Below are 23,551 nucleotides of genomic sequence, written 5' to 3' on the forward strand. Positions count from 1 at the left end.
AATCGGCTCTCGGCCCCTCGAGTGCCGACGTGGATGGGGACGGAGACTCACCATCGAGCAGCGGCGTCCCGTCGGCTTTCGGGCCGAGTTGCGGGCCGAACGGCGGGTCGTCGGGGTCGAGGACGCGCCTACTCTCGTAGTCGGTCGAGCGCTCGACCGGCACCCGACCGATCGAGGAGATCATGTCGACGTAGTCGGCGACCGAGCGGAACTCGCCGTACTCGCCGCCGGCGCGCTTGGTGATCTCCTCCGACAGGATCGTCCCCATGAAGTCGTCGGCACCGCAGTTCAGCATCTTCAACCCCTGCTGGTCGCCGTACTTGACCCACGAGGACTGGATGTGATCGATGTTGTCGAGGAACAGCCGGGAGACGGCGATCATCAGTTCGTCCTCGTCCGTACTCGGCCCGCCGGCGACGACGTCGTGTTCGAAAAGCGGCGTGTTCCGGTGGACGAACGAGAGGGGAACGAACTCCGTGATCGCTCCGTCGACCCGTTCCTGAAGCTCCCGGACCCGTTTGAGGTGCATGGCGCGGTGGGCCTCGTTTTCGACGTGGCCGTACATGATCGTCGCCGTGAGTCCGAGGCCGACGCTCGCGGCGGCTTCCATCGCCTCGAGCCACTCGTCGGTCCCGATCTTGCCGGGACAGATCACCTCGCGAACCTCCTCGACGAGGATTTCGGCGGCCGTTCCGGGAACCGTATCCAGCCCCCCCGCCTGCAGTCGCCGGTAGACCTCCTCGTAGGACCAGTCGGTGCCGCGACGGGCGTGGTAGGCCTCCTCGGGAGTCATCGAGTGGACGTGGACGTCGTCGACGCTCATCGCGGAAATCTGTGCCGTGTAGGTCCCGGGATCGGTCTCGTAGCGTTCGGGTGGCTTGTAGTTGACCGCTTTCGGCTCCGGGTGGGCCTCGAGCACCTCGAGGTGTTCCTCGTCGAGCGCGAACGCGGGGTGGAGTCCGGAGACCGAACACACCTCGTAGATCCCTCGCTCGACCGCGTCGGCGACGATTTCGCGCGACTGTGCTGGCGTCTTGGTGAACCCTGCGGTCTCGACGTCGGTATCGCGCTCGAAGGTGTGGGCGGCGTCCTTGAAGTTACAGAAGAGACAGCCGACGTTACAGGCCGTCGTAACGTTGTTGTTCAGGTTCGCGACGAAGGTGACCTCCTCGCCGACGACGTCGGCGCGGCGACGGTCGGCCGCCTCGAGCACCAGTTCCTTGCGCCGGCGGTCGATCCCCTCGACGTCCGTTCCGGTCGTGAGTAACTCAATGGCGTCGTCGACGGTGAGTCGGTCGCCGGCGCGTGCCTTCTCGAGTGCGTTCTCGAACGACTGGTCGGTCTCGGGAACGTGGTCGAACGTGAGGTCGGCCTCGGTCACCGGTCGGTCCATCGACGTATCAATACCGGTACAGCGAGAAAAGCGTGATGGATCCGCAACGAATCGGTCGGGACCGGCGCTCGGGTCGTCCGATACTGAAACCTTCTTGAGCCACCGCCCCGGCAACTGGGGTATGGACGACGGCGACCGGTACGTTGTCATCGCGGGGTGGCGAGCGTGACCAGCGTCAAGGAGTTTCGCATCGAAGACGAGGCGACCGCCGACTCGCTCGGCCGCGGCTCGTTCGTCTTTACCGACGACTACTCGGTGTTCGACTGGGGGAAGATGCCCGACGAGATCCCCGACAAGGGCGCGAGCCTCTGTTCGATGGGCGCGTTCAACTTCGAACTGCTCGAGGCCGAGGGGGTCCCGACCCACTACCGCGGCGTCGTCGAGGACGGCGCGGTCGTCTCCCTCGAGGACGCGACGGCCCCGCCCCGGGAGATGGCGATCGATCTCACGCAGGTCCCCGACCTGCCGAACGACGGGCGGGACTACGACTACGAGCACTACCACGACGCGGCCGGGGAGAACTACCTGATTCCCCTCGAGATCGTCTTCCGCAACCGGGTTCCGGTCGGCTCGAGCCTGCGCAGCCGCACCGAACCGGCCGACCACGGTCTCGAGATGGATCGCTGGCCGGCGGAGGCGGTCGATCTCTCGGAGCCGATCGTCGAGTTCTCGACGAAGTACGAGGAGAGCGATCGATATCTCGACCGCGACGAAGCCGACGCCATCGCGGGCAAGGCGGTCATCGACGACCTCGAGTCGCTGGCCCGCGAGGTCAATCGGATCGTCACTGAACGAGCGGACGAAGCCGGACTCGATCATCAGGACGGCAAGATCGAGTGTCTCTACTACGACGGCGAGATCCGCGTGGCCGACGTCGTCGGAACCTTCGACGAGAACCGCTTTAGCTACGAGGGCACGCAGCTCTCCAAGGAGGTCCTCCGGCAGTACCACAAGCGCACGCAGCCGGAGTGGGTCCAGGCCGTCGAGGCCGCGAAAGCGGACGCGAAACGGGAGGGCGTCGCCGACTGGAAGGGCCGCTGTGACGAACAGCCCGAACCCCTCGCCGATAGCGTCGTCGAAACCGCCCGCGACATGTACTGTGCGGGTGCAAACGCCTACATCGGACGGGAGCTGTTCGACGCCCCGCCCCTCTCGAGTGCGATCGGGGCGGTCCAGCGGCTGTAACTCGAGGGCAGCAACACCGTTCGTGGTACCATTCCACATTCGCGATCGAACAAAGTAACCCTCATATTGCGGGCGGAAACACATTCCGACGAGAGCAATGAGTCTCGCCACTGCCAGCGGAATCGTCTCGAGTATCGTCCCGTTCGACCTCACCGTCGGTCTCGTCGCCCTCGCATCCGTGATGCTGGCGATATTCGTCCTCGCGATGGTGTTTTTCGCAGTCGCACCGCTGGTTTCCTCGACCTGGGCCGACCGGCTGAGCGCGGAGCCGACCAGCGGCCCCTCCCTCGACGCCAGCAACGCCGACTGAAAACCGACTGTTTGCCGCCGCCGGCCGCCGCTCGAGAGCGGCGGCCCGGCTTGCAACTGAGTGCCCAACCCCGATACCGCCGCCCGTCGATCCATCGGGTATGCAGGAAAACGAGTTCTACGGGCTCGTACAGCAGGCAGGACACCTCGATACGATCGACCGAACGCGGATCGCAACGGAGGCCGTCCTGACGACGCTCGGGGAAGCGCTGACGGGTGGCGAAGCCGAGGATATCGCGAGCCAGTTGCCCGACGACCTCGCGGGCGTGCTTCGGGACGCCGAACACGACGGCGCAGGATACGACCGGGAGGAGTTCGTCGAACGGGTCTCCGAGCACCTCCGGGGGACGGACCTCGAGTCCGACGACGCCGACCGCTACGCGGATGCGGTCACCGATGCGGTGGCGGTCGCGCTCACGGAGGGCGAACTCCAGAACCTGAAAGCACAGCTCGAGGCCGACCTCCAGCCGCTGTTCGAGGGCGTGACGATCGACCGAGAGGACGTGTAACGCTACTGATCTTCGGCGACCGCGCTGCCGATTCCGTCGACCGGTCGATCCGGCGTGATCTCGCCGACCTCGTCGGGGAGGCCGAGCTGATACTGCGTGCCGTTCTCGCGGACCGACGTCCGGCCGCGGTGGACCGACACGTCGCCGTTGAGATGCAGCTTCACCGCCTCGAGCAGGGCGTCGGCCTCGAGGGGTTGGCCGCGGCGTTTCATCTCCGCGAGGTCGGCGTCGTCGGGGACGTCGAACGCCCGCTGGGTGATGATCGGCCCCTGATCGAGGTCGGTCGTCACGTAGTGAGCGGTGACGCCGGCGACGCGCACTCCTTCGTCGAGCGCCTGCCGGTAGGCTTCCGCACCGGGGAACGCCGGCAGGAGGGAGGGATGGACGTTGATGATGCGGTCCTCGTAGCGGAAGACGACGTTCGGGCTGAGGATCCGCATGTACCGGGCCAGCACGATCAGATCGACGTCGTACTCCGCGAGCAACTCGAGGAGTTGCTCCTCGTTTTGTTGGCCCTTCTCGTCGCCGATGTCGTGGAACGGCACGTCGTAGTGTTCGGCAAGCGGCTGCAGGTCGTCGTGGTTCCCCATGACGACGCCGATGTCAGCGCCGAGTTCGTCGTTGGCCCAGGCCTCGAACAGCGCCTCGAGACAGTGACTCTCCTTCGTAACGAGGACGGCGATCCGCTGGGTCTCCCGGTCCGCGGGGAACCGAACCTGTACGTCGAGTCCGAGGTCGGCCCCGAGTTCGTGGAGGTCCTCCCGAAGCGTGCTCTCGGTACAGACCATCTCGGACGTGTCGACGGCGAGGTACATCCGGAAGACGCCGTCACGAACCGCCTGATCGAGGTCTTCGATGTTGATCCCGCGCTCGAACAGGAGGCTCGTTACCCGGGCGACGAGTCCCGTGTCGTCGTCCCCGATAACCGTAATTTCGGTCACGTCGTTCGTCATCGCAGCCACCTCCGCCCGAGCGTTCGTCGGTACATCACTACGGGTCTCAGTCCACGGGCGGCTAAAAGTCCTGCTTTCCGCGAATCTTCTCTCTGGCTTTCATTTATTATTGACTATCGTAGTTACTGGTTTCGTTATTCCGGCCTCGGCTACCGGTTCAGCGTCGAGCGTCGGCCGTCACTCCAGCGAGCGTTCGAGGTCGCGGTCGGTCGCCGACTGCTCGGTCTCGGGATCGCTCTCGAGGTACCGTTCGACGTCGGCCACGGTTTCGGTCTCGACAAGTGCCTCGAGTCGTCGCTCGAACTCCGCGTGTGAGAGTTCGCCATCGGCGTAGCGGTTGCGCAGTCGCGCTAACGGATCGTCGGCGGTTGCCGCTTCGTCGTCGAGCCGGTCCGGCGGCTCGTCCGCCAGTTCCGTCGTGACGTACTCGAGCAACTCCCCGCCGAAGATGAACGCGAAGATCACGAGGACGATCGCAACGCCGGGGTTGAGGGTCGTGAGCGCAACGAGCGTCCCGAGGAGCGCGACGACGGTAAGGATCACCGCGGGCGTCGAAACGTGAATTACCGGCCGTTCCTCGGTCATATTCGGGACTTCACGGACGACTCACAAAAACTCACGTACAGTGCTATCTATTGACAAAACCTGCTGTCGCCGTCGGCATCGTGCCGGCCCGGGCAGCGGACTCCGGTTCACCCTATGGATATCCACAAACGTGTATTACGGAAGCAACCCGAAAGCGTTTTTGATCACGGTTACGGGGTATCAGGTAATGACCGGCTACACCGCGACGGTGACGGTTCGACTCAAACACGGCGTGTTGGATCCCGAGGCCGAAACCACGAAACAGGCCCTCGAACGGTTGGGGTTCGAACTCGAGGCCCTGCGGTCGGCCGACCGCTTCGAGGTCGATCTCGAGGCCGACTCGGCCGACGACGCCCGCGAGCGCGCACAGGAGATGGCGGAACGGTTGCTGGCGAACCCGACCATCCATGACTACGACGTGGAGGTCGAGGAACGGTAGATGACGGTCGCACAACTGGCGATCGCGACCGTCGGTCGCACCACCAAGGGGTGGCGACTGTGACGGTCGCGATCGTTCGATTCGGCGGGTCGAACTGCGACCGAGACGCCGCGCGCGCGCTCGAGCACCTCGGGATCGACGCCGAAATCGTCTGGCACGAGGACGGGCTGCCGGCGGAGACGTCCGGGGTCGTCCTTCCGGGCGGGTTCTCCTACGGTGACTACCTCCGTGCGGGCGCGATGGCCGCGCGCTCGCCGATCATGGACGAGGTACGCGAGGCCGTCGCCGACGGCGTGCCGGTTCTCGGCGTCTGTAACGGCGCACAGATCGGCTGCGAGTCGGGACTCACCGAGGGGGCGTTCACGACCAACGAGAGCGCCCGGTTCCAGTGTGAGCACGTCCACCTGCGCGTCGAGCGCGACGATACGCCCTGGACGAGCGCCTACGACGAGGGCGAGGTCATCGAAGTCCCCATCGCCCACGGCGAAGGCCGGTACGAAATCGACGACGAGCGGCTGGCGGAACTCGAGGACGACGGCCGGGTGCTCTTTCGGTACTGCGACGAAAACGGCGAGACGGATGCGGACGTCAACCCGAACGGATCGAAACACAACGTCGCGGGCGTCCTCGGCGACCGCGAGACCGTCGCGGTGTTGATGCCCCATCCCGAACGCGCGACGCTTCCGGACGTCGGACCGACGGACGGACAGGGGATCCTTCGCGGCTTCCGGACGGCCGAAAACGGCTCGTAGTCGGGCTCGCGTCCTGCGCTCGGGGTGAACCCGTGGACTCGGCTCAGTAACTGAGCCGACTTAAACAGTAATAACGCCCCGGGTCGTCGTGTCCGGTGGGGAATAGAGGGAGCACGGTCGCGGCAACCGAATCGAGTGCGCACGTCGCGGCGCGAGAACTGCCGTCGGTGCGACTCGAGCGCTGTCTCGGATGGGAGACCATTGCGAACGGCAACGGAGTGTGGAACGTCCGACCACTCACCTCAGTTTTACTGCGTCAACGGCTGGTTAAAACTCCGTTCGCGCTCTATGACGACGTCCCACGTCGCCTCGCACTCACAGGAAACCTGCTCGAAGACCGACGGATCCTGTCGCAGGTCAAAGTCCTTGATCGCCTTCTGGACGAGGTCGTCACACTCCCCGCAGTTGTGTGGGCCGCGATCCGACCCGTGACCGACCGGATCGGAGACGACGATGGCGTCGACGTCGGCCGTCTCCTCGAGAACGTGTGCGACCGACCACAGCCACGGCGGCCGGTAGCCGTCGTTGAAGTAGAGATCGTCGACCATCGTGTAGCGCTGGACGTTACAGGGGTTCATCGAGACGGTGTGACAGCCCTCGACGTCGGCACAGCGCTCGATCGAGGAGATCATGTCCGCGGCGGCTTCGGACTCGGTGAGGAAGGGCGGCTTCATCAGCAGGTACGCCTTGATCCCGGCGTCGGCGTCGCTGCCGGCCTCGTCGTCGGCCGCAGCGGCTTCCGCGCAGGCGTCCTCGAAGTCCGCGAAGTCGAAGTACTTGTTCACGCAGTCGTGGCGCACGCGGTCGGTGGCCGTCTCGAGGCCGATCGCGACGTCCGTGTCGAGTCCCTGCTGGGTGAAGTCAGCGATCTTCTCGCGGTCGACGAAGTCCGGCAGGGATTCGACGACGATTCGGTCGCGGTCGGCGAAGGTGTCGGCGATCGCTCGGCGGGTCTCCGCGCCGACCTCGCGCTCGTCGAGGAACGAGCCGGAGGTGTAGATCTTGATCAGACCGGCGGGCTCGTCGGCGTTTTCCTCCTCGTGCTCGAGACAGACGTCGATCTGGTCCAGCAGGGCCTCGTGAGAGACGCTGCCGCCGTCGACGCTCTCGGCGACGTAGCCACACATCGTACAGCCGCCGGCACGCGCCCAGCGACAACCGCCCGTGTTGAGGATGATCGTCAGGCTCTCTTTGACCCCGTCGGGCGTGTTGTCCTCGTCGAGCCAGACGCGGGTAGGTTCGTGCGGATCGTAGCTGGCCTCCTTGCGCGAGCGGATCTCGCGCATGACCTTGTTGTGGGCGTCCATGCCCTTGCCCTGCTCGTAGACCTCGGGCGTGGGTTGACTCATTGGCACCCGATAGCCGACCGAGCGGTAAAGGCTCATCGTCCTCACACTGGGACGGCGAGTCCGATTAATAGTAATATTTCCTATGGTTACTAACAATTAAATATATACATAACACACGAAAGAATGATGCCAACGGACAATAATCGCAGATGTGGTGTCGGATCTCGGTCGACGAGTCGTCGCAGGCTACTCGCAACGGTCGGTGCTGCTGGAACGATGATCGCGACGAGCGGGCTAGCAAGTGCAACGAACGCCGACGCCGAACCGGTAGCGAATATCGACCTCACGCCTCGGGACCCGGTCTACAACCCGATTACGTTCGACGCCAGCGGCTCCCGGACGCCCGCCGATGGGATCGAACGATACGACTGGTATTTCACAAACCGGACACACAATCCCGACGAACCGCTTTTCGGTTCCGAGCCGGTCAGATCCGGAGCAACGATCGAAGCGGAGTTTCCTGACGGGGAAACCTTCGAAGTCGGGCTCGAGGTCGTCGATTCGGCCGCCAATACTGGCCGAACCACGACGACGTTCACGCCGAAGACCGATCCCACCACGCCCAAGGCGGTGATCGACCGGAGCCCTGACGGGAAGTTCGCGTCGAACCCGATCACCCTCGACGCCAGCGGGTCGACGAGTCCGAACGGTGACATCGTCGAGTACAACTGGGAAATCCACGACGAGACCGGTGCCACGCGGTCCGAAACCGGCGAGACGATCGAACTGACGCTTGATCCCGAAGTACGGCAGACGGCGCAGCTGACCGTCGTCGACGAAACGGGGGCGACCGAGACCGAACGCGGCCGCTCGTTCTGGCCGCAGTAGCTGTCTCCGCGGCCGGGTTCTCTCACGCGTCCGGTTTCGTTCCGCGGCTTCGATACCCGGACGCGGCCCTCGCGTTCAATCCGTCCACTCGTCTTTTCGCTCGAGCCGAGACCGGATCTCGGAGACTCGCTCGGGCTGGCTGCGTGCGATATCGGTCATCGTAACGATTCCCGCGAGGTCGATGCCATCGATGACGGGGAGTTTCTTGACGGTGTGGTGGGCCATCGTCTCGAGCGCTGCATCGATTGACGTCGACGGCTGGATCGTGACGACGTCGTCGGTCATGGCATCGCGGGCGGTCAGTTCCGGAAGCGGCGTTTCGGCGCGATACTGTGTCCGTAACACGTCCGAGCGAGTCAGGATGCCGACGACGCCCGGATCGACCACGACGACGCTTCCGATCCGGTGGCGCAACATCGTGCCGACGATTTCGTGAAGCGTCTCCCGCGGCGGTGCCGTCACCGCCGGCGAGGACATGATTTGTGTGATTTGCATGGGGGATCGCCGTCGAGTGGGGTTAGCCGTTCCCGTCGCCGGCTCGCTCCGGGTCGATCCCGACGGAACTGCCGTCCGCAACTACCTCCACGGCGTCCGTTCGGTCGTCGAGGCTGACGGTCAGCACCGACGTCGGTGCCGAGCGGACGACCCGTTCGGCAACGCTGCCGAGCAGGTACCGCTCGTATCCCGTCCGGCCGTGGGTCCCCATGACGATCAGATCGATCCCGTTCTCGACGGCGTAGCTGACGATGACGTGCGCCGGCGGCCCGGTTCGGAGCTCCCGCGTCACCGCAACGTCCGACTCGATCGCGCGCTCGGCGACGGAGCGGGTCGCGGCCTCGCCGTCCTCGCGCAACCGCTCTCGAACCGGCCCGCGGGCGTCCGGGGGGATCGACGTGTACGCCCGCTCGTCGATCGCATGCAGCGCGTGAACGGTCGCGCCATAGCGGTCGGCGAGTTCGATCGCTTCCTCGATCACCCGCCCCATCCGCTCGTTGCCGTCGGTCGGGACCAGGATCTCCCGATACATAGTGTGATGTTAGCATATATCACAAATAAAGCTCGTGGCCGTCACTCTCGTCCCCGTACCCGCCGCTATCCGTCGTTTCGCCCCGGTGGGTTCGTTTCGTTCTCCGGCCCGGGTTAGAGGCGCATCTCCCTGGTCTCGACGGCCCCACAGGCTGGACAGACGAACTGATACTGGACGCGACTGCCCGACGTGGTCACGCGCCACCCTCCCTCGTCGGCGAGGTAGCCACACTGGCGACACTCCAGCTCCGAGTCGTCGAACTTTGCCCGGAGTCGTTCGAACGGCGAGCGGTATGCTGACATGACACAGTATACACTCTGTGTGGTATTAACACTCATGGTTCTGGCGGGAACGACCAGCGCCCGGCAACCACCATGGTACTTGAGTATCCCCTGCCTAGGATGGCCATGGAGAACGTCGACGCGGAACGGGGAGTCGGCGACGGCGACGCCACGCCGGCGGCGACTGCGCTCGAGCACGTCGTCGATCCAGTGGTTGCCGTCGCGAACGGGCGGATTACGTACGCGAACGGGGCGGCTCGGGACGCGTTCGATGTCCCCGACGGGCGCGGCCACGATCCGGCGCTCCTCGAGGAGTGGGACTCGATCGCGGCAGCTATCGACGAAACGACCGTCGGGACCGCTCGCGCCGTCGAACTCGACGGCGAGTGCGACGCCCGCGTCCACCGGGGTCCGGACGGGGCGACGATCACGTTCGAATCCGTCGAGGATACCGAGCCGACGACGAGCGATCGCGCGGTCAAAGAGCGGACGATCGACGAAGCGCCGGTCGGGATCACCATCTCCGACCCCGGCCGGGACGACAACCCGCTCGTGTACGTCAACGACGCGTATCAGCGGATTACCGGGTACGGCTTCGACGAGGTCGTCGGACGGAACTGCAGGTTCCTGCAGGGGGAAGACTCCGACGAGGACGCCGTCGCCGAGATGGCGGCGGCCATCGACGAACAGCGCCCGGTCACCGTGGAACTGAAGAACTACCGGAAAGACGGCACCGAATTCTGGAACGAAGTCACGATCGCACCCGTCCGGAACGATCGGGACGAGGTCACACACTACGTCGGGTTCCAGAACGACGTCACCGCCCGCAAGGAAGCCCAGCTCCAGCTCGAGCGCCGCACCGACGAACTCGAGTACATCCTCGACCGCGTCGAGGGACTCGTTCAGGACGTCACGGATGCCGTCGCCGGGGCGACGGATCGCCCGGGACTCGAGGCCGCCGTCTGCGACCGGATCGCGGCGGAGTCGGCCTACGACGGGGCCTGGATCGGCGAGCGAAATCCCGCAACCGGAACGATCGAGGTCCGTACGAGTACGGGCGTCTCGCCCGAGCACGTCCCGTCGGACGCCGGCCATCCGGCCGCCGAGACGCTCGCCAGCGACAGCGTCGCGATCGACACCGTCGACGGGCGGACACACGCCGCGTTTCCGCTCTCGTACAACGGCATCGAGTACGGCGTCCTGACCGTGTGTCCCGACTGTGACCGTGCCATCGACGACCGGGAGTCCGTGATCCTCTCGGCGCTGGCCCGGGCGGTCGCAAGCGGCGTCAACGCCCGAGAGACCAGTCGGGTACTCGAGACCGACGCCGTCGTCGCCGTCGAACTCGACCTCACCGACCGCGCCGTCGCTCCCGTTGCCCTCTCGCGGGAAACGGACGGTCGACTCGAGTACCGTCGATCGATCCACCGGCGGAACGACGAGACGGCGTCGCTGTTTACCGTGACCGGGATCGATGCCGACGAACTCGCGGCGGCCGTCGACTCGATGCCGGACGTCGACTGCCGGGTCGTCGTCGAACGCGACCGCGAGTGTCTGATCGAGCTGACCGGCGAGGACGATCCCATCGCCTGGCTCTCCGAGCGGGGCGTCCGAACGCGGGCCATCGAGAGCGAGGACGGCCGGGCCCGGCTTACGCTCGAGATTCCCCGCTCGGCCAACGTCCGATCGGTTATCGAGGCCATCGAGGACCGCTACGAGGGGACCGACGTCATCTCCTTCCAGCAACGCGACCGCGAGGGCGAGACCCGCGAGGAGTTCGCGGCCCGTCTCGACGCGGCCCTGACCGACCGTCAGTTCGCCGTCCTCCAGCGGGCGTACCTCGGCGGCTACTTCGAGTGGCCGCGCCCGACGACCGGCGAGGAACTCGCGGAGACGATGGGCGTCTCGCGGCCGACCTTTCACGAACACCTGCGGACGGCGGAAGCGAAACTCTGTCGGGCGTTTTTCGGCGACGAGTAATCGATTCGATTGAATGGCGGCTTAACCGACCTGTAGCCGGAACTTAGCGCGTATACGGTCGACGGCGTTTATATGTACCCTCGTGATACCACGCTCTATGCTCGAGTTCGCAACTCCGCTTCAGATCGGCGGCGGTGGCTTTCTGTACTGGGCGATCGTTTTCTTCGTCCTCGCTCTCATCGCCGCAGCGGTCGGGGCCCGCGGCGTCGCCGGGATCTCGATGGAGATCGCACGGATCTTCGTGCTGATATTCATCATCCTCGCGATCGTTGCCCTCCTCCTCTAGGGCGACGGATGCGCCACATCCGCCGCTCGAGCGGAGCAGTCGGAGCACCCGCCATCGCCGTGCCTGTCCGCGTATCGGCTGGTGTTGCGGTCGTCTACTGTAACCGACCCTCGTTACCCTTGAGTGGCAACGACTAACATTGTAGGCGTCCAATTGAACACCTACCGGTTACCATGACTACACTCGGCGGTTTCCAAGACAGGGTCGCTCGCATCGACCTCTCCGAGGGCTCGATCGCCTACGAGTCGATCGACGAGGAGGATGCGAAGAAGTACATCGGTGCGCGGGGGTTAGGTGTAAAGTACGTTTTCGAACAGGGGCCGGACGTCGATCCGCTGGGACCGGAGAACCTGCTGGCGTTTATGAACGGACCGCTGTCGGGGACGCAGGTGACCATGAGCGGACGGATCGCCGTCTGTACGAAATCACCGTTGACCGGTACCGTCACCGACAGTCACCACGGCGGCTGGTCCGGTGCGCGATTGAAGTGGGCCGGTTTCGACGGGCTGTTGTTCGACGGACAGGCCGACGAGCCGGTCTATGCGGTCGTCGAGGACGGGGAGGTCGAACTCCGGGACGCCTCTCACCTCTGGGGAACGGGCGTCCACGAAACACGGGACGCGATCGAGGAGGAGGTAGACGGGTCCTACGGAAAGAACCTCTCGATCATGGCTATCGGTCCCGGCGGGGAAAACGAGGTCCGGTACGCCTGTATCATAAACGAGGACGATCGGGCCTCCGGTCGCGGCGGCACCGGCTGCGTCATGGGGTCGAAACGGCTCAAGGCGATCGTCGTCAAATCGAACACGAAGATGCCCCAGCCCGCCGATAAGGAGACGTTCATGGAGGGCCACAAGCAGGCGATGCAGGCCATTCAGGAATCCGACGTGACCGCCCCCAACGAGGGCGGGCTCTCGCAGTTCGGAACGAACGTCCTCATGAACATCACCGAGGAGATGTCCGGACTGCCGACGCGAAACGGGAAGTACACGTCGACCCGGGACGCCCGCGAGGACGGGTTCGCGGGCGAGGAGTTCGACTCCGAGAAGGTCTCCGGCGAGAACGTCCGCGAGAACATCCTCGTCGACGAACCGACCTGTCACTCCTGTCCGGTCGCCTGCAAGAAGGAAGTCGAAGTCCAAGCGATGCACAAAGGCGAGGAACTGAACGTCCGAACGGAGTCCTACGAGTTCGAGTCGGCGTACGCGCTCGGGCCGAACTCCGGACACACCGACCGCGACGACGTCGCGTTGATGATCGACCGCTGTAACGACATGGGCGTCGACACCATCGACACGGGCAACATGATGGCGATGGCCATGGAGATGACCGAGGAGGGGAAACTCGAGGATGTCGGTGCCGACGGGCAGGGCCTCGACTGGGGCGACACCGAGACCATGCTCGAACTGATCGAAAAAATCGCCCACCGCGACGGCGAACTCGCGGACCTGCTCGCCGACGGCCCCCGCCGCGTCGCCGAGGCCCGCGACGCACACGACAACTCGCTTGCGGTCAAAGGCCAGACCATCGCTGCCTACGATCCACGCTGCATGAAGGGGATGGGCATCGGCTACGCTACCTCGAACCGCGGGGCGTGCCATCTCCGGGGGTATACGCCGGCCGCGGAGATCCTCGGCATCCCCGAGAAGGTCGACCCCTACGAATGGGAGGGCAAAGGCGAACTCACCGCCCAGTTCCAGGACCTCCACGCGATCAGCGATTCGTTCGACATCTGCAAGTTCAACGCCTTCGCCGAAGGGATCGAGGAGTACGTTACCCAGTACAACGGCATGACCGGCCGCGACGTCAGCGAGGACGACCTGCTGGAAGCCGGCGAACGGATCTACAACCTCGAGCGGTACTACAACAACCTCGTGGGCTTCGACGGCGACGACGACACCCTCCCCGACCGTTTCCTCGAGGACGGCGTTCGGGGACAGGGTGCAAGCGACGGCGAGTACTGCGAACTCGAGGAGATGAAAGCCGAGTACTACGATTACCGCGGCTGGATCGACGGCGTCGTTCCCGACGGGAAACTCGCCGAACTCGGGATCAAAATCGGTCCCGGAACCGGCGTCAGCGCCGAGGACGGCGGCGCAGCGGCACCCGGCGACGACTGAGTTGCTTTCGCCACAGTACTGCCGTCGCTGACGTTCCCTTCCCGATCACACTCCGTACTATCGCATATGACTAGATCTACTAGCCCATTGGAGTGAACATATCGAATAATAATTTCTACTACCGGTGGGAAATCGGATGGTCGTGTGCTTTTCCGGTACATTATTGTAGTATTGGAATTACCGGGTTGTATGAGCCTCCTCAAACAGTGGAAGGGAGTGAACGGCTACATGATTCGCAACCCGGGAACGTTCTTCTCGGAGTACAACGAAACCCACGGCGTCGGCTACCCGCTTCAGTTCCTGTTGCTGACGTTTGCGGTGATTATGACACCGCTTGCGCTGCTGATGGTCCTTGCCAACGTCACGTCACCGACCGATGCGGCTCTCGGGGCGGCTATCATCGTCTTTCTGGGACTCCTGATGTGGGTCTCCGTCGTCATCGAGGCAGTGCTTGCCCACGGTATCGCGTCGCTACTTGGGGCCAGCGGCGTCTCCCGAACGCTCGAGGCGTACGCGTTTCCGTCGCTCATCCGATACGGGCTGTGGTGGTTCCCCCTGATCAACTTCGTCTTCGGGCTGTACGGCTGGTATCTCCAGATCAAGGCCCTCGCGTCGTTTCACGACATCTCGGCGGGGAAAGCGCTGGTAGCGACGCTGATCGCGTCCCTGTTGCCGGTTATTTTCATGCTGATCGTCATTCCCGTACTCCTCGTCTTCACGATGGATATGGGGCAGCCGCCGTAAGTTTCGATCGCCGTCGAACCGGACCGGTCATCGAAGCACCGTCTCGCTCGAGGCGGCCGATTCCCCGTGCTCGAGTCCGTGCGAGTCCGCGAACCGATCGGTCACCGCGTCGGTAAAACGTGGGATTTGCAGCGGACAACGCGATCGAGCGATGGGGAAGCCACCGAACGGCCGACGACTTCTGTGGGCTCTCGGGTCGATGAGCATATCAGTTGTTGTGAATACGATTTCTTTATTCACGGGCAACCTCGGAATGATGTTGCCCTCTTTCATGGTCTGTTCACGCCAAATTAAATCCTTGTAGGAAGTGCGTGGTTTCTGATACCTCTGGTGGATCGTCCAGGTCCAGCGTCACCTCATCGTCCTCGAACGCACGAGTGAATCTGTTCGCCTTGACGAAGTTCCCCGAACTCAAATCATGACCCTGTTCCTCGGCACCCAGCACGTTTGCCACCGTCCACATGTTGTACATCAGGATGGCGAACTTGAAGTAGAACATCCGGGTCGCCAGCCGGGGCGATCCCGACTGCGCCAGGAAGTCGTGCTTGAGCTTCCGGTAACTCGTCTCGACGCCCCACCGGTTGCGGAAGTCGGTGGCCAACTCCAACGGGTCGACGTCGTCGGCATCGAGCGGGATGTTCGTGTAGAAGATGATCCAGTCGTCGGTCGGATCATCGGGTTCGCCCTGCCGGAGGCGGGACCGCTTCTGGGACTTCACGGTGAACAACCAGTGCTTCTCGTCGTCGATCCCGCCGAGGCCGTGGGGCACCGCTTCAACCTCGCTCTCCTTGGCGACAGCGAGCCGCTGGAGGCCCTCGATCTTCCGGCCCTTGTCCGGGGCCTGGATGATGAACTCCGTCCCGGTAGACTCGAGCGCACGGACGGCGTCAGTAGTGTAGAACCCGCTGTCCAAGTACGCCCGGTTGAACGATGTCACCTGCGCGGCGTAGCGGAGCAGCCGGCGCACGAGCGTTCCTTTGTCGGTGCCCGCCCGCGTCGGGACGGCCCGCATCGTCATCGGCGTGTTCGTGCCGACGAGAGCGAGCGTGGTGAACTGCCATGAGTAGTAGAAGTTCCGCTGGGGCTTCGTCTTCTGGATGTCCCGGCTGGCATCACCCTGTCCGTACCACCCCCAGTCCGTACTGTCGATGGCGACCTCGTTGGTGTCATCGAAGTACTCGTGCTCGAAGGCGATGTCGAACAGGGCACCGTTGGCCTGCCGGAACATTCGCGTGACGGTGGCCGGGTCGAACTTCAGAAGCTGGTGCCGGACGTTACTCGGGTCGACCGAGGTGCCCTCACCGACCCACGACTTCAGTTCCATGTTCTCGCACGCCTGGTTCATGTGGATGTCATGGATCGCCGCGCTGACGAAGATCCGCAGGAGGAAGTCCCGCTTGAACTTGATGCTGTCGTCGCGGTCGAAGCTGAGGTGTCGGAAGACCTCAGACCGGAGTTCACGGCTGAGCTTCTTGGTGTACGGCGGTTTCCGTTCCTCGATGTCTGGCGAGGGCAGTTCGTCGAACTGGTCGGCGTACCGGGAATCCTCGATGGCGGCGAGGACCTGCGCGACGACGCGGTCGAAATACCGCATCTGCCGTTCGGTCAGCCGGTCGCCGAGTCGGTTCAGCGTGGGCTGGCTCACCGTCTCCGTGACGTTCAGTCGGTCCCGGAACTCGGGGTCATCCAGGTTCTTCGCCACGTCCGTCTCCCCTTCATCAGTCAGTCGGAGGTAGAGGTACACGCGGAAGAACTCCAGCGCGTCGAGTTTGCGCGAGAGGTCGTCGTGTTCCTCAACGCCGATGAAGAGGTCCCGCAGCGGGAGGCGGCCAATCGCGCGGGCGAGATCGCCGTCGGCCCAGTGGATGGCGGCGTAGAGGGCCTGCGGGAGATTCACCCCCTCGTAGGGTGGGTCGTCGCCGGGGACCAGCGGGGCAGCACCCCAGTCGCCTTCCTCGAGGTAGTACGACTCGGGGAACTGGCCTGCTTCGGAGACTCGAACCACGTCGTCGTTCTCGTCGAGGTCGCCGGGAAACCAGTCGGTATCGACGAACGCACCGCGGGCGAAGTGGTAGAGTTCCGTTTGGTTCTCGTCGGACTCGTCGCTCATTCGTCGCAGACAACCTCACGGATTTCATCCAGAAGCTCTGGATCGTGTTCTCGGAGGTGTTCGATGTCCTCGCGGAGCGGACCATCCAGTCGTGATCGAATCCGAGAACGGGTCTCGTACTCCCGTTGTTTCTCGTGCTCGCCCGCAAGGCACTCTCGTTCATACTCGGTCAACAAACCGCGTCCAGTAGCCATACCGGATTTGTCGTTCGGTGGCATCATCATAGTGTTGGTTAGTATGGCCCATAAATGGGCACAAACAAGCAAGGTTGGTTATATTGGCCAAGTATTAAGTGGTATGGGCACATACGACCAAGTAGGAAGCACGGGACGCCGGTCAGAAGTTGGCCGGGACGGGTTGCAGCCCGTCCGACCGTGCTTCGCTGGACACGAAGCATGGCAACCAACGAGACCCGCGAACTTCAAGAGTTCGCAACGACCGAGGAATCGGACGAAAACGACGACTGCGACTGCGCCGACCCGAGCGGCGACTTCCCGTGCTGGGAATGCGTCCGCACCGGCAAGCGCGAGGTCCCCAACTGATCATGAGCGGGATCGCCACGGTCACTGCGACACCGGATCAGCTGTTCGAGGGCTACACCGTCGGCTCCGGCGGGAAAGCTGCCTGTACCGGATGTCAGCGCACGGTCCGGGACGGCGACCCGGTCGGGATCTACGCCCACCAGACCAGTGACGCCGCGCGGTGGGACATCGCCCGCCTGTTCTGCGTCGATTGTCGGGAGACCGCGATCCAGCACCCGACGACCGGCGCGACCGAGGTCGTCCTCCACGCCCGCTTGGGCGTCACGTCGGATGCAGCAACTCAATCCGCGCGACTGACGCTGCGCGACATCGAGACGATGCAGCTCTCCCCGCCCGAAGATGGAGGTGAACTCTGAATGGACGACGCCGAGAAGTGGCGCGAAGTCGGGCGCAAGGCCGTCGGGATGGAGCTCGAAGACGCCCGGTACGACGTCGAATCGGCGTTGTACGCCATCACGGTAGACACGATGTTCAAGGGCGGTGACCCGACGCCCGAGCAGGTCAAAGAGGCCCGGATGGCGCTGAACCTCGCCCACCGAATTCTCGAACAGTACGTCGCCCCTGCCGCCGGCTGCGAACCGTGGGGCGACCCCGTGCCGGACATGCCCTACGGCCGGGCGAAAGAGGTGTACCACCTCGAATGACCGAATCAAGAAATCGCGTTTCCAACAGCTTCGAAATAACTGAAGTGACCCATCACGCAGATGATTGAAGATATCAACAACGACGTGTTCGTGCGAATTCAGACCGACCTGTTGGTGGTCGGGGACAGTATCATGACCGACCGGCATCACGCCTCGAACGGTAACTACGAGGATGATGACCCGCAGAACCAGATCGGCGGCATCATCCCCGCATTCCCGCTCTCGGGCTGGCTTCGCCACGGGATGGAAGAGACCGTTCAGGAGTACGGAGGGACGGCCTGCCACCCCGGCGAGGCCAACGCGAACTTCATGAAGGACGGCGTCTACGACCGCGACCTGGACGCCGGCTACCACGAGAAGGGCGCGTGTACCGACGACCCGAAGGAGGACGACGGCTGTGTGGTGTTCGACCTCTTCGGCGGCTTCGGCGGCGTCCCCGGAAAGGTGATGCGGCGGCCGATCAAGTTCAACCCCGTCCGCTCCAGCGTGGACTACACGCGTGGACAGGCCGAAGGCCACTACCGCCGGCTCAATCGGAACGTCGTCTCCCGCAACGAGGAAGACAACCGGGAGCCACTTCGGAACGCGGAGATCGACGCCGTCGCCAATCTCGACGGCTGCTGGCACCTCTCCTTCCGGGAGACGAAACCCGAGTTCCTAGGTCTGCTGGTCGAGGACATCGACTTCCTCGATGCACACAAGACCGACTTCATGCACCAGCTGGGCGGTGCCCGCAACTTCGGCGCGGGAATCGTCGACTGCGAGCTCATCAACCCGCTCTACGAAGAGCGCGAACTGAAGCGCGTCTTCGACCGCGGGAAAGGCAACACGAACGCGATGGACGAGAAGGACGACCAGTGGGCCGAAGAGTACCGCCCGGCGTTCGTCGACGCGCTCGAGGAGCGCATTGAGGAGGGACCATGAGCGACGGCGCGATGGTGGCGGCCTACCGCCACGATGCTCACAAGATGAACGGCCAGCCCCACGACTACGCCCCAGAGACGTTCGCGGGCGTTCCCGTGAACCAGACGGTCTCCCACGGCGCGGACGGCGATGCGTCGGCACTCAGCCGGCCCAGCGGCCAGCCTGAGCAGACCGTAGAAAACCACGAGACGCTCTACCGGCTATCGCTCATCGAGGGCGAGAGTCGGTACGACCCACAGGAGTTCACGCGCAACGGCGTCGAGAGCGTCGTGAGAGAACTCCTGACCGAAGACGACCCAGAGACGATGCATCGGGCGTGGTTGGACAGCAACGTCGTCTCGGCGTTCACGGAGAGCGTCTACTACCCCTACACGAGCCTGAAGTACCACACGCTCCTCGTGGCAGCACTGCTGGACAACTACCGCGACGGCCACGAGTTCGCCGACCTCCGGCTGGTCGTCGACGACGCCGACGAGATAGTCCCTCATCGGACGGTCTACGCGGGCGAGGAGTTCGCCCTGCGGATCGATGTCGACGCTCGAGGTCAGCCGTCGGCCCGACTCGGGAGCCGTCCGTGGCGGTCGTGGGCGTCGGCGTGGAACCGCTTGGAGGAACACCCGCTGGACACGGCGCATGACAAGTACGACATGGTGCTGGATGCGAACCTCCGCCGGATTGGCGCGTGGTCGACGGCGCTCCAGTACATCGAGGACTTCCGGGAGGCGTTCGACCAGTGACGCGCATTCAGCAGGTTCACTGGGAGCTGGAGATGGACTACATCGGCCACCCGTACTACGTCTCGGGGAACGCCATCCTCCACGCCCTCGGCCAGCACGTCTCGCACGACGTCCACCAGCACCTCCACGCCAGCCACGGGATGTTCGCCCCCGGCCAGTTCGGGACGTTCCCCGAAGAGCACTCCCAGAGCGGCATTCGACCGTACCTCGGGAGCGGCCTGCCGGACGTCGAGAGCTACGACGACCTGTTCCTGATGCGGAACCCGGCCCATCGTTGGCTTCTCGACAGCCGACCGCGGGACGCCCTGAACACGCACGACATCCGCCCGCAGAGCGGGCACCCGGCGCTGTCCCACGAGACGATCATGGGCAAGCCGGAGGGTGCTCGCAAGCAGCAGCAGACCACGAAGTGGTACATCAACGCTTACCTGCACGCCGATGACCCCGATGCGCTCCCGCTGGACGAGGACGTGCTTGACGGCCTCCAGTTCGGGGGCAAACGGAACTACGGCTACGGCATCACGCGGCTGAAGGACACGCAGGTTGTCGACCTCGACGACCTGGACTACTCCCGGCTCGAGGACGGCGATGCCTTCCTCGTGGAGGTGACGATGCCGTTCGTGCTGGAGTCGGAGTACCCCAAGGCCGCCGACCAGGACGTCCCGTGGTGGTGGAAGGAGAGTCGACGCGATCTCCGTGAGCGAGAGGAGAAGATCCTCGAGCAACGGGAGGTCTACAAGCTCCAAACCGTCGACCACGGGCAGGTCGTGAAGTACGAGGGCGACCGCCCCATCGAGACCGCGAAGAGCGGTATCCTTCGGGTCGGCAGTCACTCGAAGTACGGCTTCGGAGAGCTCCGAGTGAAGCCCGTCGAACCCCGGTCAGACCAGTGTAAGAACTCAGAGAAGAACGGCGAAACAACGGAGTGAGAAATCCGAACGATGACAGGCGAATCGGCGACTAAACATCACGCGGTTCCGTGAATAAAGAAATCGTATTCACACAACTGATATGCGAGCGCCGTTCCTATCCCGGATACCATGATGGCTACTACCCACGTTTTCGCGGCGCTTGCCGTCGCCGTCGTCGTCGCTGCCGTCGCGCCGCAGTTCGCGGGCGTCGTCGCGGCCGCGGCGATCCTCGGCGGCCTCTTTCCCGACTTCGACCTCGTCGCGGGCCACCGACGAACCCTCCATTTCCCCGTCTACTACGCGGTGTTTGCCGTCCTCGCGGGCCTCGTCGCAGCGATCGTTCCGACCGACGTGACCGTCGGCCTCGCCGCGTTCCTCCTCGCCGCCGCCCTGCACTCGGGCGCGGATCTCCTCGGCGGCGGCCTCGAGTTGAAGCCGTGGCGGGCCACGTCCGATCGTGCGGTCTACAGCCACTACCACGGCCGGTGGCTCGCGCCACGACGGTGGGTGCGTTACGACGGCGCACCGGAGGACCTCGCACTCGCGGCCGTGCTCGCGCTCCCGGCGCTGTTCGTTTTCGACGGCCGCGTTCGATCGGTCGTGATCGTCATGCTCGTGGTTTCGATCGGCTACACCGTCGTTCGAAAACGGCTCGCGAACGCCGGCGAGTGGCTCTTCGGCCGAGTTCCGGCGTCGGTCCTGTCGGTCGTCCCACAGCGAGTGGTTCCGGTCGAGGACGATCGCGAGCGGACCGCTGAATGAAAAGCGTTTCTCGCCGTTCGAAACAGCAGATACCGATCCGAATCGGCCGCTACGGTGTGACCCACCGGCTGACGGTCGGCTCCACCGGTCAGTCGCCGGCCACCGCGGGGTGGGAGGCGGCGTTCGACTCGGTTCCGGCGTCGGGTTTCGTCATTTCGATCTCGATGTGGCCCCCGTCGGCGACGGAGACGACGACGTCGTCGAAGCACTTGCGGTATTCGGTGGCGTGTTTGCCGGAGGTGTTGATCCGGACCCGCTCCTCGACGAGGTCGGCGTCCGCCAGTTTCTCGACTTTTCGGTAGGCCGTCGACATCGGGATGTCACACTGCTCCGAGAGTTCGGTCGCCGTCAGCGACTCGTCGCTCGTCGCCTCGAGGATGGCTCGACAGGCGTCGTCGTCCAGTGCGGCAAGCACTGTCTGGGGATCCGCGGGGGTTTCGTCGGTGGGCCATCCTCGCTTCGTTCCGGAGTTCGTAGCGGTCATCGTTCACTACCTAGTAGCGACCGGACCCCCTCCAAATGAGTCCCAATAAATACAGGGCACTTTAAGTACCGCCTCGGAATTCGGCGGTCGGAACCGTCTCGCCCGCGTTTCGATGGGGGGTCGAACGACGGGTGCCGCTCGTGGTCCGCCCGAACGGCTGGCGGGTTCTCGACGATCGTGACGCAGGGTTTAGGAGGCTCGCGCCACCATCGGTAGCCAATGGCGTCGGGGATCCGTGCGGAGGTGAAAATCGACGACCCGTCCGACTGCGTGGTGACGCAGGCCGCCGGCGAGGCCGGCGGTCGCGTCCAGTCGGTCTCGAAGAGCACCAACCCGGACGCACCCGAGCGCGTGACCGAGGAGTTCATGCTCGAAGCCGAGGACGAACCCGACGAGTTCGAGGCCGACGCGGATCTCTCGCGGGTCTTCTCGTACGGCTCGAGTTCGGTCTACCGGTTCGAACGCGAACTCGGTCGGGGCTGTCCCTGCGAGTGTATCGAACGGTTCGACTGTCCGGTGACGGAGGTCAGATCGAGAGGCACTGCGCTGTTTCTGACGTTCCACGCGCCGGACATGGAAGGGCTCCAGTCGATCATCGGTGCACTCAAGACCCGGTACGACACCCTCGACGTCCAGCGGTTGCTCCAGTCACAGCAGGACCACTCCGAGCGAAACCTCGTCTTCGTCGATCGAAGCACCCTGACCGATCGGCAACTCGAAGTCCTCGAGACGGCCCACCGGATGGGCTACTTCGAGCACCCGAAGGGAGCAAACGCCGGCGAGGTAGCCGACGAACTCGGCATCACCGGGACGACCTTCAGCGAACACCTCGCTGCAGCCCAGACGAAACTCCTCGAGGCGATCCTCGAATACGGCGACTGAGTCACGGGTCAAGAAAGCTTCGGGACCTACCGGATCCCAGCACCGAACCGCAACCCTATATATAGTGGACGCACAGCTATGAACGTAGCCGAACAACGATTGACACAAATCTACGCCCCGTCATGAGCAGATACGAATTCACCTGTCCCGAGTGCGGCCAAGAGATCGAGGTCAACGAGTCGATGCGTGAGGCTACGCTCTCACATGGCTGTCCCGTCTGTGGCGCAGCGGTTTCCACGTCGGCTTTCGCGCAGAAACAGCCCACCGAGTAATCACCGCGTCTCGCTCCCTCGAGTCTCAGTCCAGCACCGGGTCCGTCTCGTCCGCGCGGCGGCTGGTCACTCTTCGCGGTCGACTTCGGTCCGACGGCCATCGAGCGACTCCGGCACGAGTCGATAGAGTTCGATGTCGAGTTCGTCTTTTCCTTGCGCCCAGATCTCGAACAACGGCCGTTTTGCCTCGCCGTACTGTGCGATCTGGTCCGGCGTCAGTTCCGCGGGCGGGATGTCCTCGAGCGTCCCCGTGGCGATGACGCTTCGGTACGTCGACTCCTGCTCGTCGTAGACGACGAGCCGCGCCTGGGGCGCCGACTCGAGGAACTCGCGTTTCTCGCTGTCGGGCGTCGACACCAGCCGCATGTAGAACTCCCGCCTGTCCGTATCGTACCCATACGAGATCGGAATCGCGTACGGATCGTTTTCCCGCGCGAGCGACAACACCCCGGTTTCGTGACGGCCGAGGAAGTCGTCCACCTCCGCGTCGGTCATTTCGGTTTCCTGGTCGATAGCCATCGTCTCAGTGTTTTGGGCAAGGTG

30 protein-coding genes are annotated in these 23,551 nt (G+C 64.1%); 19 read left to right on the forward strand and 11 right to left on the reverse strand.

Annotation, left to right across the window (positions count from 1 at the left end):
• A partial coding sequence (cofH, locus tag TX80_RS08195; protein WP_081661513.1) for a 7,8-didemethyl-8-hydroxy-5-deazariboflavin synthase subunit CofH occupies positions 1–1,393 on the reverse strand: 1,393 nt, incomplete at its 3' end.
• A 165-nt stretch (positions 1,394–1,558) separates the two neighbouring features.
• Here cofH and TX80_RS08200 point away from each other — a divergent pair.
• The 3 genes from TX80_RS08200 to TX80_RS08210 all read left to right on the forward strand — a co-directional run bounded on the left by TX80_RS08200 (position 1,559) and on the right by TX80_RS08210 (position 3,396).
• Positions 1,559–2,578, forward strand: coding sequence for a phosphoribosylaminoimidazolesuccinocarboxamide synthase (locus TX80_RS08200; RefSeq protein ID WP_049923194.1), 1,020 nt, complete (start codon positions 1,559–1,561; stop codon positions 2,576–2,578).
• A gap of 97 nt (positions 2,579–2,675) precedes the next feature.
• The gene (locus tag TX80_RS08205) at positions 2,676–2,888 is read left to right on the forward strand and encodes a hypothetical protein (protein ID WP_049922626.1); all 213 of its coding nucleotides are present in this window, start codon (positions 2,676–2,678) and stop codon (positions 2,886–2,888) included.
• A 100-nt stretch (positions 2,889–2,988) separates the two neighbouring features.
• Positions 2,989–3,396 carry a DUF2267 domain-containing protein gene (locus tag TX80_RS08210; protein WP_049922627.1) on the forward strand — a complete coding sequence of 136 codons (408 nt, stop codon included), beginning with the start codon at positions 2,989–2,991 and terminating at the stop codon, positions 3,394–3,396.
• A gap of 2 nt (positions 3,397–3,398) precedes the next feature.
• Here the strand turns inward: TX80_RS08210 and TX80_RS08215 are convergent, their stop codons facing one another.
• Positions 3,399–4,349 carry a formyltetrahydrofolate deformylase gene (locus tag TX80_RS08215; RefSeq protein ID WP_049922628.1) on the reverse strand — a complete coding sequence of 317 codons (951 nt, stop codon included), beginning with the start codon at positions 4,347–4,349 and terminating at the stop codon, positions 3,399–3,401.
• A gap of 177 nt (positions 4,350–4,526) precedes the next feature.
• The gene (locus TX80_RS08220; RefSeq protein ID WP_049922629.1) at positions 4,527–4,934 is read right to left on the reverse strand and encodes an SHOCT domain-containing protein; all 408 of its coding nucleotides are present in this window, start codon (positions 4,932–4,934) and stop codon (positions 4,527–4,529) included.
• 187 nt (positions 4,935–5,121) lie between these two features.
• Here TX80_RS08220 and purS point away from each other — a divergent pair, with 187 nt between their 5' ends.
• Both purS and purQ read left to right on the forward strand, forming a co-directional pair.
• Positions 5,122–5,373, forward strand: a complete 252-nt coding sequence (gene purS, locus TX80_RS08225; protein WP_049922630.1) for a phosphoribosylformylglycinamidine synthase subunit PurS — start codon at positions 5,122–5,124, stop codon at positions 5,371–5,373.
• 59 nt (positions 5,374–5,432) lie between these two features.
• Positions 5,433–6,125 carry a phosphoribosylformylglycinamidine synthase I gene (gene purQ, locus TX80_RS08230; RefSeq protein ID WP_049922631.1) on the forward strand — a complete coding sequence of 231 codons (693 nt, stop codon included), beginning with the start codon at positions 5,433–5,435 and terminating at the stop codon, positions 6,123–6,125.
• Between the two features lie 248 nt (positions 6,126–6,373).
• On the opposite strand, the gene TX80_RS08235 is transcribed toward purQ, so the two are convergent.
• On the reverse strand, positions 6,374–7,474 hold the full coding sequence (locus TX80_RS08235; RefSeq protein ID WP_049922632.1) for an archaeosine biosynthesis radical SAM protein RaSEA: 1,101 nt from the start codon (positions 7,472–7,474) through the stop codon (positions 6,374–6,376).
• A gap of 216 nt (positions 7,475–7,690) precedes the next feature.
• On the opposite strand from TX80_RS08235, the gene TX80_RS08240 reads away from it, so the two are divergent.
• Positions 7,691–8,302, forward strand: a complete 612-nt coding sequence (locus TX80_RS08240) for a PKD domain-containing protein (protein WP_049922633.1) — start codon at positions 7,691–7,693, stop codon at positions 8,300–8,302.
• 75 nt (positions 8,303–8,377) lie between these two features.
• On the opposite strand, the gene TX80_RS08245 is transcribed toward TX80_RS08240, so the two are convergent.
• The 3 genes from TX80_RS08245 to TX80_RS08255 form a co-directional block, all read right to left on the reverse strand.
• Positions 8,378–8,797: a CBS domain-containing protein gene (locus TX80_RS08245; RefSeq protein ID WP_049922634.1), complete on the reverse strand. Its 420-nt coding sequence runs from the start codon at positions 8,795–8,797 to the stop codon at positions 8,378–8,380.
• Between the two features lie 22 nt (positions 8,798–8,819).
• Positions 8,820–9,329 (reverse strand): universal stress protein, encoded by a 510-nt coding sequence (locus TX80_RS08250; RefSeq protein ID WP_049922635.1) that lies wholly within the window; start codon positions 9,327–9,329, stop codon positions 8,820–8,822.
• Positions 9,330–9,442: 113 nt separating this feature from the next.
• Complete coding sequence (locus tag TX80_RS08255) at positions 9,443–9,631, reverse strand: HVO_0649 family zinc finger protein (RefSeq protein WP_049922636.1); 189 nt, start codon at positions 9,629–9,631, stop codon at positions 9,443–9,445.
• A 105-nt stretch (positions 9,632–9,736) separates the two neighbouring features.
• Here TX80_RS08255 and TX80_RS08260 point away from each other — a divergent pair, with 105 nt between their 5' ends.
• The 4 genes from TX80_RS08260 (at position 9,737) to TX80_RS08275 (ending at position 14,740) form a co-directional block, all read left to right on the forward strand.
• Positions 9,737–11,590 (forward strand): bacterio-opsin activator domain-containing protein, encoded by a 1,854-nt coding sequence (locus TX80_RS08260; RefSeq protein WP_049923195.1) that lies wholly within the window; start codon positions 9,737–9,739, stop codon positions 11,588–11,590.
• A gap of 97 nt (positions 11,591–11,687) precedes the next feature.
• Positions 11,688–11,876, forward strand: coding sequence for a DUF1328 family protein (locus TX80_RS08265; protein WP_049922637.1), 189 nt, complete (start codon positions 11,688–11,690; stop codon positions 11,874–11,876).
• A gap of 173 nt (positions 11,877–12,049) precedes the next feature.
• Entirely contained in the window at positions 12,050–13,996 is a 1,947-nt protein-coding gene (locus TX80_RS08270; protein ID WP_049922638.1) for an aldehyde ferredoxin oxidoreductase family protein, read from the forward strand.
• Between the two features lie 189 nt (positions 13,997–14,185).
• Positions 14,186–14,740, forward strand: coding sequence for a YIP1 family protein (locus TX80_RS08275; RefSeq protein WP_049922639.1), 555 nt, complete (start codon positions 14,186–14,188; stop codon positions 14,738–14,740).
• Positions 14,741–15,020: 280 nt separating this feature from the next.
• Here the strand turns inward: TX80_RS08275 and TX80_RS08285 are convergent, their stop codons facing one another.
• Entirely contained in the window at positions 15,021–16,850 is a 1,830-nt protein-coding gene (locus TX80_RS08285) for a transposase (protein ID WP_049922641.1), read from the reverse strand.
• A complete protein-coding gene (locus TX80_RS19365; protein ID WP_230198695.1) occupies positions 16,847–17,068 on the reverse strand; it encodes a hypothetical protein in 222 nt (73 codons plus the stop codon). The genes TX80_RS08285 and TX80_RS19365 overlap by 4 nt, the downstream gene beginning before the upstream one ends.
• Before the next feature lie 177 nt (positions 17,069–17,245).
• Here TX80_RS19365 and TX80_RS18960 point away from each other — a divergent pair, with 177 nt between their 5' ends.
• From TX80_RS18960 to TX80_RS08320, 7 genes are all read left to right on the forward strand, one after another.
• A complete protein-coding gene (locus TX80_RS18960) occupies positions 17,246–17,392 on the forward strand; it encodes a hypothetical protein (RefSeq protein ID WP_154658609.1) in 147 nt (48 codons plus the stop codon).
• A 2-nt stretch (positions 17,393–17,394) separates the two neighbouring features.
• On the forward strand, positions 17,395–17,748 hold the full coding sequence (locus TX80_RS08295; RefSeq protein WP_049922643.1) for a hypothetical protein: 354 nt from the start codon (positions 17,395–17,397) through the stop codon (positions 17,746–17,748).
• A complete protein-coding gene (locus TX80_RS08300; protein WP_049922644.1) occupies positions 17,749–18,036 on the forward strand; it encodes a hypothetical protein in 288 nt (95 codons plus the stop codon).
• A gap of 60 nt (positions 18,037–18,096) precedes the next feature.
• Positions 18,097–18,960, forward strand: a complete 864-nt coding sequence (locus TX80_RS08305) for a hypothetical protein (RefSeq protein ID WP_049922645.1) — start codon at positions 18,097–18,099, stop codon at positions 18,958–18,960.
• Entirely contained in the window at positions 18,957–19,697 is a 741-nt protein-coding gene (locus tag TX80_RS08310; protein WP_049922646.1) for a hypothetical protein, read from the forward strand. Before TX80_RS08305 ends, TX80_RS08310 begins: the two co-directional genes overlap by 4 nt.
• Positions 19,694–20,626, forward strand: coding sequence for a hypothetical protein (locus TX80_RS08315; protein WP_049922647.1), 933 nt, complete (start codon positions 19,694–19,696; stop codon positions 20,624–20,626). The genes TX80_RS08310 and TX80_RS08315 overlap by 4 nt, the downstream gene beginning before the upstream one ends.
• A gap of 111 nt (positions 20,627–20,737) precedes the next feature.
• Positions 20,738–21,370: a hypothetical protein gene (locus TX80_RS08320; RefSeq protein ID WP_049922648.1), complete on the forward strand. Its 633-nt coding sequence runs from the start codon at positions 20,738–20,740 to the stop codon at positions 21,368–21,370.
• A gap of 88 nt (positions 21,371–21,458) precedes the next feature.
• On the opposite strand, the gene TX80_RS08325 is transcribed toward TX80_RS08320, so the two are convergent.
• Positions 21,459–21,854: a winged helix-turn-helix domain-containing protein gene (locus TX80_RS08325; RefSeq protein WP_049922649.1), complete on the reverse strand. Its 396-nt coding sequence runs from the start codon at positions 21,852–21,854 to the stop codon at positions 21,459–21,461.
• Between the two features lie 219 nt (positions 21,855–22,073).
• Between TX80_RS08325 and TX80_RS08330 the strand changes: the two genes are divergently transcribed.
• Positions 22,074–22,736 (forward strand): helix-turn-helix domain-containing protein, encoded by a 663-nt coding sequence (locus TX80_RS08330; RefSeq protein ID WP_049922650.1) that lies wholly within the window; start codon positions 22,074–22,076, stop codon positions 22,734–22,736.
• A 122-nt stretch (positions 22,737–22,858) separates the two neighbouring features.
• Positions 22,859–23,008 carry a DUF7560 family zinc ribbon protein gene (locus TX80_RS08335; protein WP_049922651.1) on the forward strand — a complete coding sequence of 50 codons (150 nt, stop codon included), beginning with the start codon at positions 22,859–22,861 and terminating at the stop codon, positions 23,006–23,008.
• Positions 23,009–23,074: 66 nt separating this feature from the next.
• Here TX80_RS08335 and TX80_RS08340 read toward each other — a convergent pair whose 3' ends face one another.
• The gene (locus TX80_RS08340) at positions 23,075–23,527 is read right to left on the reverse strand and encodes a pyridoxamine 5'-phosphate oxidase family protein (RefSeq protein ID WP_049923196.1); all 453 of its coding nucleotides are present in this window, start codon (positions 23,525–23,527) and stop codon (positions 23,075–23,077) included.
• Positions 23,528–23,551: the final 24 nt, after the last annotated feature.

It is taken from the genome of Halopiger djelfimassiliensis (genome assembly GCF_000455365.1).
In the GTDB taxonomy this organism is placed as follows: domain Archaea; phylum Halobacteriota; class Halobacteria; order Halobacteriales; family Natrialbaceae; genus Halopiger_B; species Halopiger_B djelfimassiliensis.

Excerpts from the sequence above, each read along its gene's own strand:
- TX80_RS18960 (WP_154658609.1), top strand. The coding sequence starts at position 17,246 with ATGGCAACCAACGAGACCCGCGAACTTCAAGAGTTCGCAACGACCGAG.
- TX80_RS19365 (WP_230198695.1), bottom strand. The coding sequence starts at position 17,068 with ATGCCACCGAACGACAAATCCGGTATGGCTACTGGACGCGGTTTGTTG.
- purS (WP_049922630.1), top strand. The coding sequence starts at position 5,122 with ATGACCGGCTACACCGCGACGGTGACGGTTCGACTCAAACACGGCGTG.
- TX80_RS08330 (WP_049922650.1), top strand. The coding sequence starts at position 22,074 with ATGGCGTCGGGGATCCGTGCGGAGGTGAAAATCGACGACCCGTCCGAC.
- TX80_RS08205 (WP_049922626.1), top strand. The coding sequence starts at position 2,676 with ATGAGTCTCGCCACTGCCAGCGGAATCGTCTCGAGTATCGTCCCGTTC.
- TX80_RS08270 (WP_049922638.1), top strand. The coding sequence starts at position 12,050 with ATGACTACACTCGGCGGTTTCCAAGACAGGGTCGCTCGCATCGACCTC.
- TX80_RS08320 (WP_049922648.1), top strand. The coding sequence starts at position 20,738 with ATGATGGCTACTACCCACGTTTTCGCGGCGCTTGCCGTCGCCGTCGTC.
- TX80_RS08220 (WP_049922629.1), bottom strand. The coding sequence starts at position 4,934 with ATGACCGAGGAACGGCCGGTAATTCACGTTTCGACGCCCGCGGTGATC.
- TX80_RS08310 (WP_049922646.1), top strand. The coding sequence starts at position 18,957 with ATGAGCGACGGCGCGATGGTGGCGGCCTACCGCCACGATGCTCACAAG.
- TX80_RS08300 (WP_049922644.1), top strand. The coding sequence starts at position 17,749 with ATGGACGACGCCGAGAAGTGGCGCGAAGTCGGGCGCAAGGCCGTCGGG.
- TX80_RS08215 (WP_049922628.1), bottom strand. The coding sequence starts at position 4,349 with ATGACGAACGACGTGACCGAAATTACGGTTATCGGGGACGACGACACG.
- TX80_RS08335 (WP_049922651.1), top strand. The coding sequence starts at position 22,859 with ATGAGCAGATACGAATTCACCTGTCCCGAGTGCGGCCAAGAGATCGAG.
- TX80_RS08245 (WP_049922634.1), bottom strand. The coding sequence starts at position 8,797 with ATGCAAATCACACAAATCATGTCCTCGCCGGCGGTGACGGCACCGCCG.
- TX80_RS08325 (WP_049922649.1), bottom strand. The coding sequence starts at position 21,854 with ATGACCGCTACGAACTCCGGAACGAAGCGAGGATGGCCCACCGACGAA.
- TX80_RS08260 (WP_049923195.1), top strand. The coding sequence starts at position 9,737 with ATGGAGAACGTCGACGCGGAACGGGGAGTCGGCGACGGCGACGCCACG.
- TX80_RS08250 (WP_049922635.1), bottom strand. The coding sequence starts at position 9,329 with ATGTATCGGGAGATCCTGGTCCCGACCGACGGCAACGAGCGGATGGGG.
- TX80_RS08240 (WP_049922633.1), top strand. The coding sequence starts at position 7,691 with ATGATCGCGACGAGCGGGCTAGCAAGTGCAACGAACGCCGACGCCGAA.
- TX80_RS08275 (WP_049922639.1), top strand. The coding sequence starts at position 14,186 with ATGAGCCTCCTCAAACAGTGGAAGGGAGTGAACGGCTACATGATTCGC.
- TX80_RS08210 (WP_049922627.1), top strand. The coding sequence starts at position 2,989 with ATGCAGGAAAACGAGTTCTACGGGCTCGTACAGCAGGCAGGACACCTC.
- TX80_RS08255 (WP_049922636.1), bottom strand. The coding sequence starts at position 9,631 with ATGTCAGCATACCGCTCGCCGTTCGAACGACTCCGGGCAAAGTTCGAC.
- TX80_RS08295 (WP_049922643.1), top strand. The coding sequence starts at position 17,395 with ATGAGCGGGATCGCCACGGTCACTGCGACACCGGATCAGCTGTTCGAG.
- TX80_RS08285 (WP_049922641.1), bottom strand. The coding sequence starts at position 16,850 with ATGAGCGACGAGTCCGACGAGAACCAAACGGAACTCTACCACTTCGCC.
- TX80_RS08265 (WP_049922637.1), top strand. The coding sequence starts at position 11,688 with ATGCTCGAGTTCGCAACTCCGCTTCAGATCGGCGGCGGTGGCTTTCTG.
- TX80_RS08305 (WP_049922645.1), top strand. The coding sequence starts at position 18,097 with ATGATTGAAGATATCAACAACGACGTGTTCGTGCGAATTCAGACCGAC.
- TX80_RS08235 (WP_049922632.1), bottom strand. The coding sequence starts at position 7,474 with ATGAGTCAACCCACGCCCGAGGTCTACGAGCAGGGCAAGGGCATGGAC.
- TX80_RS08340 (WP_049923196.1), bottom strand. The coding sequence starts at position 23,527 with ATGGCTATCGACCAGGAAACCGAAATGACCGACGCGGAGGTGGACGAC.